At 36.8% G+C, this 15038-nt stretch carries 17 protein-coding genes; 14 read left to right on the forward strand and 3 right to left on the reverse strand.

The genetic code is table 11. The annotated features are described in order from the left end of the window. Positions 1–68 precede the first annotated feature (68 nt). Genes BK137_RS13425 through BK137_RS13435 form a run of 3 tightly spaced genes read left to right on the forward strand, consistent with a single transcriptional unit; the run spans position 69 to position 2378 of the window. Complete coding sequence (locus BK137_RS13425; protein WP_038178780.1) at positions 69–830, forward strand: ParA family protein; 762 nt, start codon at positions 69–71, stop codon at positions 828–830. Then, positions 823–1662 carry a ParB/RepB/Spo0J family partition protein gene (locus BK137_RS13430; RefSeq protein WP_038178782.1) on the forward strand — a complete coding sequence of 280 codons (840 nt, stop codon included), beginning with the start codon at positions 823–825 and terminating at the stop codon, positions 1660–1662. Before BK137_RS13425 ends, BK137_RS13430 begins: the two co-directional genes overlap by 8 nt. Before the next feature lie 11 nt (positions 1663–1673). Continuing rightward, on the forward strand, positions 1674–2378 hold the full coding sequence (locus tag BK137_RS13435) for a DUF554 domain-containing protein (RefSeq protein WP_038178783.1): 705 nt from the start codon (positions 1674–1676) through the stop codon (positions 2376–2378). Here the strand turns inward: BK137_RS13435 and yyaC are convergent. After that, positions 2322–2930: a spore protease YyaC gene (gene yyaC / locus BK137_RS13440; protein WP_081729989.1), complete on the reverse strand. Its 609-nt coding sequence runs from the start codon at positions 2928–2930 to the stop codon at positions 2322–2324. The two genes, BK137_RS13435 and yyaC, sit on opposite strands and share 57 nt — an antisense overlap. Positions 2931–3001: 71 nt before the next feature. Here yyaC and BK137_RS13445 point away from each other — a divergent pair, with 71 nt between their 5' ends. The 3 genes from BK137_RS13445 to ychF all read left to right on the forward strand — a co-directional run bounded on the left by BK137_RS13445 (position 3002) and on the right by ychF (position 5290). After that, on the forward strand, positions 3002–3892 hold the full coding sequence (locus BK137_RS13445; RefSeq protein WP_412104671.1) for a mechanosensitive ion channel family protein: 891 nt from the start codon (positions 3002–3004) through the stop codon (positions 3890–3892). Further along, positions 3892–4107: a DUF951 domain-containing protein gene (locus BK137_RS13450; RefSeq protein WP_038178792.1), complete on the forward strand. Its 216-nt coding sequence runs from the start codon at positions 3892–3894 to the stop codon at positions 4105–4107. The genes BK137_RS13445 and BK137_RS13450 overlap by 1 nt, the downstream gene beginning before the upstream one ends. An 82-nt stretch (positions 4108–4189) precedes the next feature. Further along, complete coding sequence (ychF, locus tag BK137_RS13455; protein ID WP_038178794.1) at positions 4190–5290, forward strand: redox-regulated ATPase YchF; 1101 nt, start codon at positions 4190–4192, stop codon at positions 5288–5290. A 51-nt stretch (positions 5291–5341) separates the two neighbouring features. On the opposite strand, the gene BK137_RS13460 is transcribed toward ychF, so the two are convergent. Continuing rightward, a complete protein-coding gene (locus BK137_RS13460; RefSeq protein WP_235175662.1) occupies positions 5342–5893 on the reverse strand; it encodes a DUF3267 domain-containing protein in 552 nt (183 codons plus the stop codon). 169 nt (positions 5894–6062) lie between these two features. On the opposite strand from BK137_RS13460, the gene rpsF reads away from it, so the two are divergent. From rpsF to BK137_RS13500, 8 genes are all read left to right on the forward strand, one after another. Next, complete coding sequence (rpsF, locus tag BK137_RS13465) at positions 6063–6353, forward strand: 30S ribosomal protein S6 (RefSeq protein WP_038178796.1); 291 nt, start codon at positions 6063–6065, stop codon at positions 6351–6353. A 42-nt stretch (positions 6354–6395) separates the two neighbouring features. Beyond that, complete coding sequence (gene ssb / locus BK137_RS13470; RefSeq protein ID WP_038178798.1) at positions 6396–6944, forward strand: single-stranded DNA-binding protein; 549 nt, start codon at positions 6396–6398, stop codon at positions 6942–6944. 55 nt (positions 6945–6999) lie between these two features. Continuing rightward, the gene (rpsR, locus tag BK137_RS13475; protein WP_038178800.1) at positions 7000–7236 is read left to right on the forward strand and encodes a 30S ribosomal protein S18; all 237 of its coding nucleotides are present in this window, start codon (positions 7000–7002) and stop codon (positions 7234–7236) included. Between the two features lie 228 nt (positions 7237–7464). Beyond that, a complete protein-coding gene (locus tag BK137_RS13480; protein ID WP_038178802.1) occupies positions 7465–8406 on the forward strand; it encodes a YybS family protein in 942 nt (313 codons plus the stop codon). Between the two features lie 13 nt (positions 8407–8419). Continuing rightward, on the forward strand, positions 8420–10396 hold the full coding sequence (locus BK137_RS13485) for a DHH family phosphoesterase (RefSeq protein WP_038178804.1): 1977 nt from the start codon (positions 8420–8422) through the stop codon (positions 10394–10396). After that, positions 10393–10842 carry a 50S ribosomal protein L9 gene (rplI, locus tag BK137_RS13490; RefSeq protein ID WP_038178806.1) on the forward strand — a complete coding sequence of 150 codons (450 nt, stop codon included), beginning with the start codon at positions 10393–10395 and terminating at the stop codon, positions 10840–10842. The genes BK137_RS13485 and rplI overlap by 4 nt, the downstream gene beginning before the upstream one ends. A 12-nt stretch (positions 10843–10854) precedes the next feature. Next, positions 10855–12213, forward strand: a complete 1359-nt coding sequence (gene dnaB, locus BK137_RS13495; RefSeq protein WP_038178807.1) for a replicative DNA helicase — start codon at positions 10855–10857, stop codon at positions 12211–12213. Between the two features lie 145 nt (positions 12214–12358). After that, positions 12359–13654 carry an adenylosuccinate synthase gene (locus tag BK137_RS13500; protein ID WP_038178809.1) on the forward strand — a complete coding sequence of 432 codons (1296 nt, stop codon included), beginning with the start codon at positions 12359–12361 and terminating at the stop codon, positions 13652–13654. 171 nt (positions 13655–13825) lie between these two features. On the opposite strand, the gene BK137_RS13505 is transcribed toward BK137_RS13500, so the two are convergent. After that, on the reverse strand, positions 13826–14638 hold the full coding sequence (locus BK137_RS13505) for a YitT family protein (protein ID WP_445329623.1): 813 nt from the start codon (positions 14636–14638) through the stop codon (positions 13826–13828). Between the last annotated feature and the right edge of the window lie 400 nt (positions 14639–15038).

Genomic DNA, 15038 nt, shown 5'->3' on the forward strand with positions numbered 1-15038 from the left:
ATTAGGTATTCAAATTAATTTAATATTGCCTATTTTTATAAAATTGATTTTGGAAAGCAGGTGCACATGTGGGTAAAACAATTGCAATCGCTAACCAGAAAGGCGGCGTAGGAAAAACTACAACATCAGTTAATCTTAGCGCTTGCCTCGCCCATTTAGGTAAAAAAGTATTAATGATTGATACAGACCCTCAAGGAAATGCAACGAGTGGAGTTGGGGTTAACAAAGGTGAAGTACATAAATGTATTTATGATGTGCTAATTGATGACGAACCAATTAAAGATGTCATTCGAGAAACAAAAGTAGAAAATTTATATATAGTACCTGCTACAATTGCGTTAGCGGGGGCTGAAATAGAACTAGTATCAACAATTTCAAGAGAAGTACGGTTAAAACATGCAATTGAAGATATAAAAAACGACTATGATTACATCGTAATTGACTGTCCACCATCTCTTGGATTGTTAACAATTAATTCATTAACAGCATCTGATTCAATTTTGATTCCTGTACAATGTGAATATTACGCTTTAGAAGGATTAAGTCAGCTATTATCAACTGTCCGGTTAGTACAGAAGCATTTAAATCATCAACTAACAATTGAGGGTGTTTTATTGACGATGCTTGACGCACGTACGAATCTGGGTCTTCAAGTAATAGAAGAAGTGAAAAAATATTTTCAAGATAAAGTGTTTAAAACGGTTATCCCACGTAATGTCCGTTTAAGTGAAGCGCCAAGTCACGGGGAACCAATTATTGTATATGATGCAAAATCGCGTGGGGCAGAAGGATATTTAGAGCTTGCAAGGGAAGTGATTAAAAATGGCTAAAGGTCTAGGAAAAGGAATTAACGCATTATTCCCAGGTGAATCTTTATCTAGTAATGAAACAATTGAGCATTTGGCATTAACAGATTTACGAGCAAATCCATATCAACCTCGGAAAATTTTTGATGAGTCTGCAATCGAGGAATTGGCCATATCCATTAAAGAACATGGAGTTTTGCAACCAATTATTGCACGCAAACGAGTTAACTTTTATGAAATTGTTGTTGGTGAAAGACGATTTAGAGCTTCCAAACTTGCGGGGTTAACAGAAATTCCGGTTGTTGTCCGAGAGATGGACGATCAACAGATGATGGAGTTAGCAATTCTTGAGAATTTACAACGTGAAGATTTAACCCCAATTGAAGAGGCTGAGGCTTATACAAATCTAATGGATAACTTAAACTTAACGCAGGAACAATTAGCAGCTCGTTTAGGGAAAAGTCGTCCACATATTGCGAACCATGTCCGGTTGTTAGCATTGCCGGAAGATGTGCGTATTCTTTTATCAGAAGGTAAAATCACAATGGGTCATGGTCGTGCATTACTGGGATTGAAAAGAAGAAAATTAATATCACAAGTAACTGAAAAAGTGTTAACTCAGCATTTGAACGTTCGTCAGTTAGAGGCATTAGTACAATCTATGAATGACAATGTTTCACGTGAAACAAAGAAGAAAGTGAAAAAGGATATTTTCATTGCCGAAAAGGAATCACAGTTACGTGATTATTTTGGTACGAACGTGACAATTAAGGAATCGAAAAATAAGGGGAAAATTGAAATTGAATTTTTCTCTGCTGATGATTTAGAACGTATATTAGAATTACTCGAAGATTGAGAGGATTTCACTTGGTTCTATTAGGTACGGCAATAAACGCAGTGTTGATTGTAATTGGCACGTTAATTGGTAGATTGTTACAGAGAATACCCGATAACACTAAAGAGACAGTGATGAGTATTATAGGTCTAGCTGTCGCAGTGTTGGGCATTCAAATGGGCATACAAAGTGAGAATTTTATCATCGTCATTGTTAGCCTTGTATTTGGTGCTATTCTAGGAGAATGGATTGATCTAGATAAGCAATTAAACCGTCTAGGTCAGTTTCTTGAGAGAAAACTAGGAAACAAGGCTAAAGATGGGAATATTTCACAAGGTTTTGTTAACGCTACTCTTATTTTTGTTATTGGTTCCATGGCTATAATAGGTGCGTTAGATAGTGGGCTACGTGATGATCATTCTGTTTTAATAACAAAAGGTATTATTGATGGTTTTACAGCAGTAATTTTAGCTTCGACACTAGGGATAGGAGTTATTTTATCTGCTGTTCCGGTATTTTTGTATCAAGGTATTATTGCTGTTTTTGCAGGACAAATTAGTCGGTTCATACCTGATGCTGCACTACAAATGTTCATTCAAGAAATGACCGCGACAGGTGGTATTATGATTCTTGCAATAGGTCTTAATTTAGTAGGCTTAACGAAAATCCGCGTGGCCAATTTACTTCCGGGAATACTCATTGTGGCCATCGCGGTTATGTTCATGTACCTTTTTTAAAGAATAACGACTCCATGCTAAAAATAATGCGCGGGAAATTTGCTGGCTCATTTCGTACGTAACATGTAGGCGAGTGTTTTGTAAAACTGCATGCTCCATAAATCCTCCAATATTGACTATGCCTTTTATAGACATATCGCCAATAGGGGGGAGCTCCTTCTTCACAGCTTTGCCAGGCAGTAAAGGTCCCTCATGTACAATAATTTCCCCAATGCGTTGCTGTGAACCAAGACAAGCATCAATGGCAACTACAAACGGCTGTATTTCATGGGTAGATAAATTATCAACTGTATCTGTTAGATTCAGTGCATGAAGGGGTTTTTCCAAAGTCCCTATAATTTCATAAGGAAATGAAACATACTGATTTAAAAAACTGCCGGCTAATGGTCCGAGTGAGTCTCCAGTAGAGCGATCGGTTCCAATACAGCAAAATACAAGATTTTCGTGATGAAATGGTATATGCTCTAAAAGGAAAGAGCTCAACCTCCAAATGGCACCTGATTCTTTATAATGAAGAACATGTGAAAATGGTTGATTCGAAGTTATAAGCATCCAGAATCTCTCTTTCTTTTTTCAGCATTATACGCATAACGAGAATTTTTTATGCAAGAGGAGCGGCAAAATTGGAAAAAATGTATAAGAACTTTATGGCAGCTTTGACTAGTGAAGAAATGTGGATAGGTGTTGGTCTTGCAACAATAAAAATTACAGCAATCACGATATTATCAATGGTTGTTGTACGTGTAGCTAAAATAGCTATTCGTAAAGGATTTGAAATCCGTATGAAAGCGCCAGCCCCTTTACAACCAGCATCTGAAAGACGATATCGAACTATTTTGAGACTGGTACAAAGTATTGTTTCATATGTAGTTTATTTTTCGGCGATTTTAGCGATATTATCAGCTGTAAATATAGATGTTAAAGGACTTTTAGCAGGTGCCGGAATCGTAGGTTTAGCAGTCGGGTTTGGTGCACAAAGCTTAGTGAAAGACGTCATCACTGGATTCTTCATTATTTTTGAAGATCAGTTTGGTGTTGGTGACTATATTAAAATCACTTCAGTAGAAGGTACTGTACTCGAAATTGGGTTACGTACAACTAAAATTAAAGGTGCTGCAGGAGAGATTAATATTGTTCCAAATGGTTCAATCACTGATGTTGTAAACTATTCTATAAATAATTCAATTGCTATTATCGATGTAAGTGTTGCTTATAGCTCAGATATCGCAAAAGCAGAGCGCTTGATAGAGGAATATCTTAAAGAGCTACCAAAAAAACATGAAGAAATAACTGCGCCTCCTACATTATTAGGCGTACAAAATGTCGTAGGTGCAGAAGTTTCTCTTCGTATTTCAGTGGAAACATTACCAATGCAACATTTTGCAATATCACGTATGGTTCGTCGTGATGTAAAAGAAATTTTTGATCGAAATCGTATCGAAATTCCTTATCCAAAAATGATGGTTTATGAAAGAGATAATAATCAAACATTTAACGAAGAAGGAGAAAGATGATGGAAGCAAAAAAGTTTGAGTTGGGCGACGTTGTAGAAATGAAAAAACAACATCCTTGTGGAACAAACGAGTGGAAAATTATCCGAATGGGTGCAGATATTCGTATTAAATGCGAAGGATGTCAGCATAGCGTGATGATTCCACGAAGAGACTTTGAAAAAAAGTTAAAGAAAATATTAATTCCTGCTAATCCTGTAACAGAAGAGCAAAATTAGACTTTTATTAGATGAGTCTCTATAATTAACAAGTCGTGTAAATATAATACTGTTTATGAAAAATTGAAAGGTTGTGAATAGAATGGCTTTAACAGCTGGCATCGTAGGTTTACCAAACGTAGGTAAATCAACATTGTTTAATGCAATTACAAAAGCAGGAGCAGAATCTGCAAACTATCCATTCTGTACGATTGATCCAAACGTAGGAATCGTTGAAGTACCAGATAATCGTCTACAAAAATTAACGGAATTAGTAGAGCCGAAGAAAACTGTGCCAACAGCTTTTGAATTTACTGATATTGCTGGTATCGTAAAAGGCGCTAGTAAAGGTGAAGGGCTTGGTAACAAGTTCTTAGCACACATTCGTGAAGTAGATGCAATTACACAAGTAGTTCGTTGTTTCGCTGACGATAATATCACACATGTATCAGGTAAAGTAGATCCAATCGAAGATATCGAAGTTATTAACCTTGAGTTAATTCTTGCAGATTTAGAAGCAGTTGAAAAACGCTTGTCTCGTGTTGAAAAATTAGCAAAACAAAAAGATAAAGATGCAATGGCAGAAGCACCGATTTTGACTCGCCTAAAAGAAACTTTTGAAGCTGAAAAACCGGGTCGCTCTATTGACTTTACTGAAGAAGAATTTAAAATCGTTAAAGGGTTCCACCTACTGACTGTGAAACCTATGCTATACGTAGCTAACGTTTCTGAAGATGAAGTAGCTAATGCTGACGACAATGAATATGTACAAAAAGTGCGCGAATATGCAAAAGCTGAAGGCGCAGAAGTAATTGTTATTTGTGCGAAAATCGAAGAAGAAATTGCAGAACTTGATGATGAAGAAAAAGCAATGTTCCTTGAAGAACTAGGAATCGAAGAATCTGGTTTAGACCAATTAATTCGTGCATCCTACAATCTACTTGGACTAGCAACTTACTTCACAGCAGGTGTACAAGAAGTACGTGCATGGACATTCCGTAAAGGGATGAAAGCACCACAATGCGCTGGTGTTATCCACTCTGACTTTGAACGTGGATTTATCCGTGCAGAAACAGTTGCTTACGAAGATTTAATGGCATATGGCTCAATGACTGCAGCCAAAGAAGCAGGTAAAGTACGTCAAGAAGGTAAAGAATACATCGTACAAGATGGCGATGTTATGTTATTCCGCTTCAACGTATAATATAAAATTAAAAGACAGTGCTGGATGTATCCGGCTCTGTCTTTTTTTATTTTAATATGTTTTGTTTTTGTACAAATATAATCTAGGTAAATCAGGGTCATCTTTTACCCAAAATGTATTTGGATATTTACGAAGTGCGAAATACATAGCAAAATCCCCAACAGCACCAGCAATTAACCAAGCTCCTAATACAACAAGCATCGTACTATTAAAGTAGAGACCAAAAACAGCAGGAATAACGCCGGTTGTCCAAAAAGGTAGTAGAAGTGCTTTTTTCATTGCCTTATTACAAATAGGCTCTTTCGTTGTTGCATAGGCAACACCCATTTTCAAATTCACACCGTAATCCAGTGAGTGAAAAGGTACTTTACCAAAAATCATAAAACCAATTAAATGAAAAATTTCATGTAACACAATTAAAATAATATAATATACGATAAATAATATAATACTTAAAAGTGAAAAATTTAGTTCAAATACTTGATGGATCCAACCATTTAGAATAATAAGTCCGATCATTAAGCTAAAAGTCATAATGATGTTTTGCCAAGCTATTTTCTTTAAATCTAGCTCAATAATTGAAGGTTTTTCGTGTTCTATCAAAATAATCACCTCTACGCTAAGTATAATGGAAATGACTTGGAAAAGTATAGGGATGAAGGTTGCTATATTCAAATTAATGTGCTACAATTCACTGATGTGAGTAATAAATTTACTTGCTCCTTGCCCACTGCAACTAGTCGGGCCAAAGTCCATAAGGAGGTGCTTATAGATGAAAAAGTACGAATTAATGTACATCATTCGCCCAAACATTGAAGAAGATGCGAAGAAGGCTCTTGTAGAACGCTTCAACGAAATCTTAACTTCAAACGGCGCTGAAGTCATCGAATCTAAAGAGTGGGGCAAACGCCGCTTAGCTTACGAAATCAATGATTTCCGTGAAGGTTTCTACCAAATCGTGAAAATCAACGCTGACGCTAAAGCTATCAACGAATACACTCGTCTTGCTAACATTAGCGAAGACATTATTCGCCACATTGCAGTTCGCGAAGAAGAAAAATAATCTAAATTTATAAAAATCGCAGATAAAGGAGGTTGTATTCTGATGATTAACCGAGTCGTATTAGTTGGAAGACTAACAAAAGATCCGGAACTTCGCTATACACCAAGTGGCGCAGCTGTTGCTCGCTTTACAATTGCTGTAAATAGAACATTTGCTAACCAACAAGGTGAAAAACAAGCGGACTTTATTAACTGTGTTGTTTGGCGTAAACAAGCTGAAAATACTGCTAACTTCTTGAAAAAAGGAAGTCTAGCGGGCATAGAAGGCCGTATCCAAACAGGTAGTTATGAAGGACAAGATGGTAAACGTGTTTACACAACTGAAGTTGTTGCAGATAGCGTGCAGTTCTTAGAGCCGCGCGGTGCTGCAGGAGATCGTCCACAAGGACAGCAACAGTACGGTGGACAACCATCATATGGTGGTGAACAATCGTACAGCCAAGCTCCACAACAAAACAACTATCAGCAACAACCATCTTATCAACAGAATCAATCACCTAGTCAGCAAAACTATACGCGTGTAGATGAAGATCCATTTGCTAACAACAATGGTGGTCCAATCGAAGTTTCTGAAGATGACTTACCATTCTAAGTAAAAATCCATTGCACGCAATATATACCAATATACTTAAGGAGGCGACAATACTATGGCACCACGTAGAGGAGGCCGCAAACGCCGTAAAGTTTGCTATTTCACTTCTAACAACATCAAACACATCGACTATAAAGATGTAGATTTGTTGAAAAAATTCATCTCTGAGCGCGGAAAAATTCTTCCACGCCGTGTAACTGGTACTAGCGCAAAATACCAACGTAAACTTACAGCTTCAATTAAAGTTTCTCGTATTATGGGCTTACTTCCATTCAGCACAGAAGAAAGATAATAACTTTCTAAAGACCGGGTAACCGGTCTTTTTTTTTTTTTACAAAAATAATACCTACATCAATCTAATTTATTTTATAGTAGTTAAACGAACTGCATAAAATATCTCCATTAAACACCTCATAATCCACAAAAGTATAGCCTAGTGCATTTTTGTTCATGAACATGAAACATGGTACAATAATAAGATGAAATAAAAGATAGTCTTTTGAAAAAAGGAAGGTTATAAATGCCTAAAAATAAAACGCAACAACTGACACAAGGGGCGATGATGGCCGTAATATTTACAGCCCTTTTAGCGATTACTTCATATATTCCTATATTATCTTTGGTAACAATATGGTTTATTTCTTTTCCAATTGCTTGGTATAGTACAATGTATGATCGCAAAGCATCAATGATAGTAGCTGTTGTTAGTATAGGAGTTTCTATACTTGTTACAGGTATAATGTCCCTGCCACTTGCTATTATTTTCTGCCTTGCAGGATTTTTAATTGGCGACACACTGCGTATGAAAAAAAGCAAAGTTTATTTATTTATGACTACAGGTATTAGTGTATTACTATCTATGGCGATTATGTATGTTATCTCGGTAAAATTATTCAATGTAGATAGTTTGAAGATTTTGATGGACATCGCCAGAGAAAGCTATGAAAGATCAAATGAATTAGCTAAGACTATGCCGGGTGTTAAAGCGTTGACTGCTGAACAGTTAGAGCAAATGTTTAATTTAGTAACTATGGTAATGCCGACTATGATTACGATGTCTGTATTCATAATCACTTTTATTATCATTACAGTTAATTTACCGTTATTAAAACGTTTTGGAATAACTGTTCCAAAATTTGCACCATTTAAAGACCTTCAATTGCCTAGATCGGTTTTATGGTACTATATGCTAGTTTTAATAGTGACATTATTTATAAAACCTGAAAGTGGCTCTTTCGCTGATATGGCTTTTTTGAATCTGTCATTTATACTGAGCACATTACTGCTGTTACAAGGGATTTCATTTATTCACTACTATATACATGAGCAAGAATGGCCTAAATGGGTTGCAATAATAAGTACTATTTTAGCGTTACCTCTATACTCGTTTGTTACGCTACTTGGTATTGTGGATTTAGGATTTAATATTCGTGCGCTTGTGACGGGAACGCCGAGAAAATAAGGAGCTGAATTCTATGGGTACTTTGTTCAGAAAAAGACCAATTCGATATCCTCTTTTAATTCTGTCTCTTCTTAGTGTAGCAAGCGTTATCGTATGTATAATGTGGAATCCGTTCATTGGTATCGCTTATGGTCTTGTAGTGGTATTGGCGCTAATAATGACATGGAAAACGGAAAAAACAACCTATGAAGAAACAGAAAAGCACATTGAAACACTCTCATATCGTATGAAAAAAGTAGGGGAAGAGGCCTTGCTTGAAATGCCTATTGGTATCATTTTAATTGATACTCAATATATGATTGAATGGTCGAATCCATATATGCTAGGTATTTTAGATGTAGATACATTAATGGGAGAGGAGATTTTTACACTTTCAGAAGATCTCTATACATTAATCAAACATGATGAGAAGCATGAGATGAATATCACTCTTAGGGATCGTAAGTATAGAGCATTTTATAAACCCGAAGAAAGGTTATTATATTTCTTTGATATCACTGAGCAAGTAGAAATTGAAACGCTTTACTATGAAGATCGGTCAGTAATAGCAGTCCTCTTTGTTGATAACTATGACGAAATCACACAAGGTATGGATGATCAAAATCGTAGTCAGACAAATTCACTCATTACATCGCTTATTAATAATTGGGGCACACAATATGGTATTTTTATAAAGCGCATTTCGACGGATCGTTTTATAGCGATACTAAATGAATCCATTTTACAAGAAATTGAGAAGAAGAAATTCTCTATTTTAGATGATATTCGTGAAACTACTGCAAAACAGAGTTTATCTTTGACATTAAGTATTGGTGTTGGTGCTGGTTCTCAATCACTTATAGAGCTGGGTGAACTAGCGCAATCTAGTTTAGATCTTGTTTTAGGGCGCGGTGGTGACCAGGTTGCAATCAAGCAACCTAATGGTAAAGTGAAATTTTACGGTGGTAAAACAAATCCTGTTGAAAAGCGTACTAGAGTACGTGCACGCGTTATTTCTCATGCACTACGTGATTTAATCCAGGATAGTGATCAAGTCTTCGTAATGGGCCATAAAATGCCTGATATGGACGCCATAGGAGCAGCCATTGGAGTTCGTAAAATGGCTCAGATGAATAAAATTGATGGTTATGTCGTTATGGATTTCGATCAAATTGATAATAGTATTGTCCGCTTAATGAATGTGGTCAAGGAAAAGTCTGATCTCTATGATCGATTTATTACTCCGGAGGAAGCATTATCGAAAATTACCGATAAGTCATTATTAGTCGTTGTTGATACACATAAGCCATCGATGACTATTGAAGAGAAATTAATAAATAGGGCTGAGAAAGTCGTCGTAATTGACCACCATCGACGTGGCGAAGAGTTTGTGAAAAATCCGATGCTTGTATATATGGAACCTTATGCGTCATCGACTGCGGAGCTTGTAACAGAATTATTAGAGTATCAACCAAAAAATGATAAAATAACAATGTTAGAGGCAACAGCTCTTCTGGCAGGCATTATTGTCGATACAAAAAGTTTTACTTTACGTACTGGAGCGCGTACGTTTGAAGCAGCGTCGTATTTACGTACAAACGGTGCAGATACAATTTTAGTACAACGTATATTGAAGGAAGATATCAATACGTATATTGAACGTTCTAAAATAGTCCAAACAGCGGAGTTTGTACATCAAGGGCTAGCTATAGCACGTGGGGATAATGATAAGATTTATAACTCGGTTTTACTTGCACAAACAGCAGATATATTATTAACAATGAAAGACATTTCTGCATCATTTGTAGTTGCTCATCGTCATGATGGAGTCATTGGTATTAGTGCGCGTTCACTAGGTGAGATTAACGTCCAGCTTGTAATGGAAGAGCTTGGCGGTGGTGGACATTTAACGAATGCTGCATGCCAATTAGACGTAGCAACAATTGATGAGGCTATTAACATGTTAAAAGAAGCAATAGAGGTTGTATTAGAAGGGAGTTCGGAATCATGAAAGTAGTATTCTTAAAAGACGTTAAAGGTAAAGGCAAAAAAGGTGAAATCAAAAATGTAGCTGATGGTTATGCACATAATTTCTTATTAAAAAATAATCTAGCTGTTGAGGCAAATCAAGCAGCAATTAGCCAATTAGATGGGCAAAAGAAAAAAGCTGAAAAAGATGCTGCTGCTGAATTAGCTGCTGCTAAAGATTTAAAAGCAAAAATTGAAGAGTTAACGGTTATACTAAAAGCAAAATCAGGTGAAGGTGGCCGTTTATTTGGTGCAGTGACTACAAAACAAATTGCAGATGGTTTAAATAAACAACATGGTATCAAAATTGATAAACGTAAAATGGAATTAGCAGACGCTATTCGTGCACTAGGATTTACAAACGTACCAGTGAAGCTACATCATGAAGTAACAGCTACACTGAAAGTACATGTTACAGAAGAAGCGTAAGGAGAGACATATATGAACGATCCATTATTGGAACGCGTTCCGCCTCATAATCTTGAAGCTGAACAATCTGTCATAGGAGCCATTTTTCTTGAACCACAATCACTCATAACGGCTTCAGAAATTCTTCTTGAAGATGATTTCTATAGATCTGCGCATGTTAAAATCTTCTCGACGATGTTGCGTCTAAGCGATCAAGGTAAAGCAATAGACGTCGTTACAGTGACAGAGGAACTTTCCAATCATAATGAGCTAGAAGACATCGGTGGCATTTCTTACTTAACGGAACTTGCCAATGCTGTACCAACAGCAGCCAATGTCGCTTATTATGCACAAATCGTTTCAGAGAAGGCTTTATTACGCCGTTTAATTAGAGTAGCAACGAAAATTGTAGAAGATGGTTATACACGTGAAGACGAAGTGGATGCACTTTTAGCAGAAGCTGAACGTAAAATGATGGAAGTGGCAAGCCGCAAAAACGCAGGCGACTTTAAGCCCGTGAAGGATGTACTCGTCCAAACATATGAAAATATTGAGCAGTTACAACACCGAAAAGGTGACGTTACAGGTATTCCTACAGGATTCCGTGATTTGGATCGCCTAACAGCAGGGTTTCAACGTGGGGACCTAATCATTGTAGCAGCCCGACCTTCAGTTGGGAAAACAGCATTTGCTTTGAATGTTGCCCAAAATGTAGGAACAAAGACATCGGAAAATGTTGCTATCTTCTCACTGGAAATGGGTGCAGAACAGCTTGTCATGCGTATGATATGTGCAGAAGGTAACATTGATGCACAAGTATTACGAACTGGTGCTTTAAATGTTGAAGATTGGCGCAAACTAACGATGGCAATGGGCAGTTTATCTAAAGCAGGCATTTTCATTGACGATACACCAGGTGTACGTATTAATGAAATACGAGCAAAGTGTCGCCGTTTGAAGCAAGAACATGGACTTGGCATGATTTTAATCGACTATTTGCAGCTGATTCAAGGCAGTGGTAGTGGGCGTGAAAACCGCCAACAAGAAGTATCCGAAATCTCACGCTCTCTAAAAGCATTAGCGCGTGAATTAGAAGTGCCTGTTATTGCTTTATCTCAGTTATCACGTGGCGTTGAACAACGTCAAGATAAACGACCAATGATGAGTGATTTACGTGAATCCGGGAGTATTGAGCAGGATGCCGATATCGTTTCTTTCCTATATCGTGAAGATTACTACGATAAAGAAACGGAAGATGCTAATACGATTGAAATTATTGTAGCTAAGCAACGTAATGGTCCAACAGATACGGTTAAGCTTGCGTTCGTTAAAGAACATAACAAATTTGTTAGTGTCGATTGGTCGCAGCATGAGCCAGCTGGAGGATATTAGAGTATATGAAACACGAACGTTAATTGCTATATATTATAGTGCGTTCGTGTTTTTGTTTGTTTTCAATTGACTATTGCCTTTTCAGTTGATACAATTATCGTGTTTGATTCAGGATGCTTGAAAGCGTCTGACGGAGGTGCTGGTAATGACATCAGTAGTAGTAGTGGGAACTCAATGGGGAGATGAAGGTAAAGGTAAAATCACCGACTTCCTATCAAAAAAAGCTGAAGCAATAGCTCGTTATGCGGGTGGAGATAATGCTGGCCATACGATAAAATTTGATGGTGAGACGTACAAGTTACACTTAATTCCATCAGGTATTTTCTATCAAGATAAGATTTCAGTTATCGGTAACGGATTAGTTGTAAATCCAAAATCCATCGTAACGGAATTGAAAGGGTTACAAGAGAGAGGCGTAAGTACTGAAAATCTTCGTATCTCTAACCGCGCACACGTTATTCTACCTTATCATATTAAACAAGATATCGTAGATGAAGAAAGCCGTGGAGACAACAAAATTGGGACAACTGCTAAAGGTATCGGACCTTGCTATCAAGATAAAGTAGCGCGTATTGGAATCCGTATGGCAGACTTATTGGACCGTGAAGTATTTGAGCATAAACTACGTGAAAACTTAGCTCTTAAAAATCGCCTTTTTGAGAAATTTTATGAAACAGAAGGGTTACATTTTGAAGATATCTTTGAGGAATACTATGGTTATGGTCAAGAAATTGCTAAATATGTAACAGACACTTCAAAAATCTTAAATGATGTTCTTGATGAAGGTGGTCGCGTATTATTTGAAGGCGCACAAGGTGTTATGCTTGACGTCGATCAAGGAACATACCCATTTGTAACTTCTTCAAACCCAGTAGCTGGAGGAGTGGCAATTGGTGCCGGAGTTGGGCCATCTAGAGATATGCGCGTTATTGGCGTTTGTAAGGCTTATACATCTCGTGTTGGTGACGGGCCATTCCCAACTGAATTATTTGATGAAGTAGGTCACCAAATCCGCGAAGTAGGTCGTGAGTATGGTACAACTACAGGACGTCCACGCCGCGTTGGTTGGTTTGATAGCGTAGTAGTACGTCACTCACGTCGAGTAAGTGGTATTACAGATCTATCGTTAAACTCAATTGATGTATTATCAGGACTTGAAACAGTTAAAATCTGTACAGCTTATAAATACAATGGTCAAATACTTACAGAATATCCTGCTAATCTTCACATTATTGAACAATGTGAACCAGTATATGAAGAACTTCCAGGTTGGTCTGAAGACGTTACAGGCTGCAGAACGCTAGAAGAATTACCAGTGAACGCTCGTCGCTATGTTGAGCGCGTTAGTGAACTAGCTGGCATTCAAATTGCTACATTCTCAGTAGGACCAGACCGCGATCAAACAAATGTCCTTGTAGATGTTTGGGAGAATAAGCATTAATTAATAAATAGAAAAAAAGCGGAGATAATTATCTCCGCTTTTTTTATGGCATTACACTGTATAATATTAATTTACACAAAATGCAAAATAGAATGGCAAAGTGCATAGAGATTAATATTTTTATTTAAATAAAAAAGGTTAATTCTTTATAGGGAATTAACCTTTTTACATTTAGTGAATATCTTTCTTCTTAAAGCGTCCACCACGAACTTCAGCTATATTGCCGATTGCCAGGAATGCGTGGTCATCGAGTTCTTCAACAATTGTTGTTAGTTTAGATTCTTCTAGTCGCGTGATGACTGTGAAAATCACTTTTTTCCTGTCACCAGTATAAGCGCCTTCTCCTATTAAGTACGTTACTCCACGGCCAAGACGATCCATAATAGCGCGCCCAATTTCTTCATATTCTTCGCTAATAATATAGACTGATTTCGATTCATCGAGCCCTTGAATGACTACATCGATTGTTTTGTAAGCAATGAAATAGGCTAGTACTGAATACATCGCTTGTTCCCATGTAAAAACAAAACCGGCTATAGCGAAAATGATTAGGTTGAAGAACATAATGATTTCGCCGACAGAGAACGGAGAGTTTTTGTTAAATAAAATGGCCATAATTTCAGTCCCATCAAGAGAGCCACCGTAGCGGATAACGATACCGACACCAGTACCAAGAACAATTCCGCCAAATACTGTAGATAATAGTAAATCGTTTGTGACAGGTTCAATTGGGTGTAATAGAACCGTTGCTATAGATAGAGTAGTAATTCCTAACGCGGTTGATAATGCAAATGTTTTCCCAATTTGCTTATAACCGAGGAAAAAGAAGGGTATGTTCAAGAGGAAAATAAATAATCCTAGTGGTAGACCGCTAAGGTGAGAAACAATAATAGATATACCAACAATTCCACCATCTAAAATATTGTTTGGTACAAGAAATTGTTCCAAGCCAATCGCCATAATGATAGCACCGGTAATCACCATAATAATGCGTTTTAGTAAACGGGTTTTAGACGTTTTCCTATTTCTATCATTGATTTTTTTTGCTTCTGCTAAAATGTCTTCCATACTCCTGTTTGAGTCACTCAAACTAATCTCCCCATTCTCTAAAAAAACTAATTATTCTAACTTAATTTTAACGGAATTTTCTAAAATGCAAAAGTAAAAAGAGTTATATTGTAACAATTTTCATGAAAATGAAATGAGATTTTTGTATATATAGAGAGTGGTATGGTGAATAATGTTTACAAAAAATGTTTATAATAAATAAAAAATACCTATTAAAACCCTTTATTTGTAAAAGATTTAAAATAAATGGAGTTAATTATACATTTTAGTGACATCAAGTGTAATATGTTCAATTGGAAATTGGAATATGTTAAAT

It is taken from the genome of Viridibacillus arenosi, assembly GCF_001955655.1.
Classification (GTDB): Bacteria; Bacillota; Bacilli; order Bacillales_A; family Planococcaceae; genus Viridibacillus; species Viridibacillus arenosi.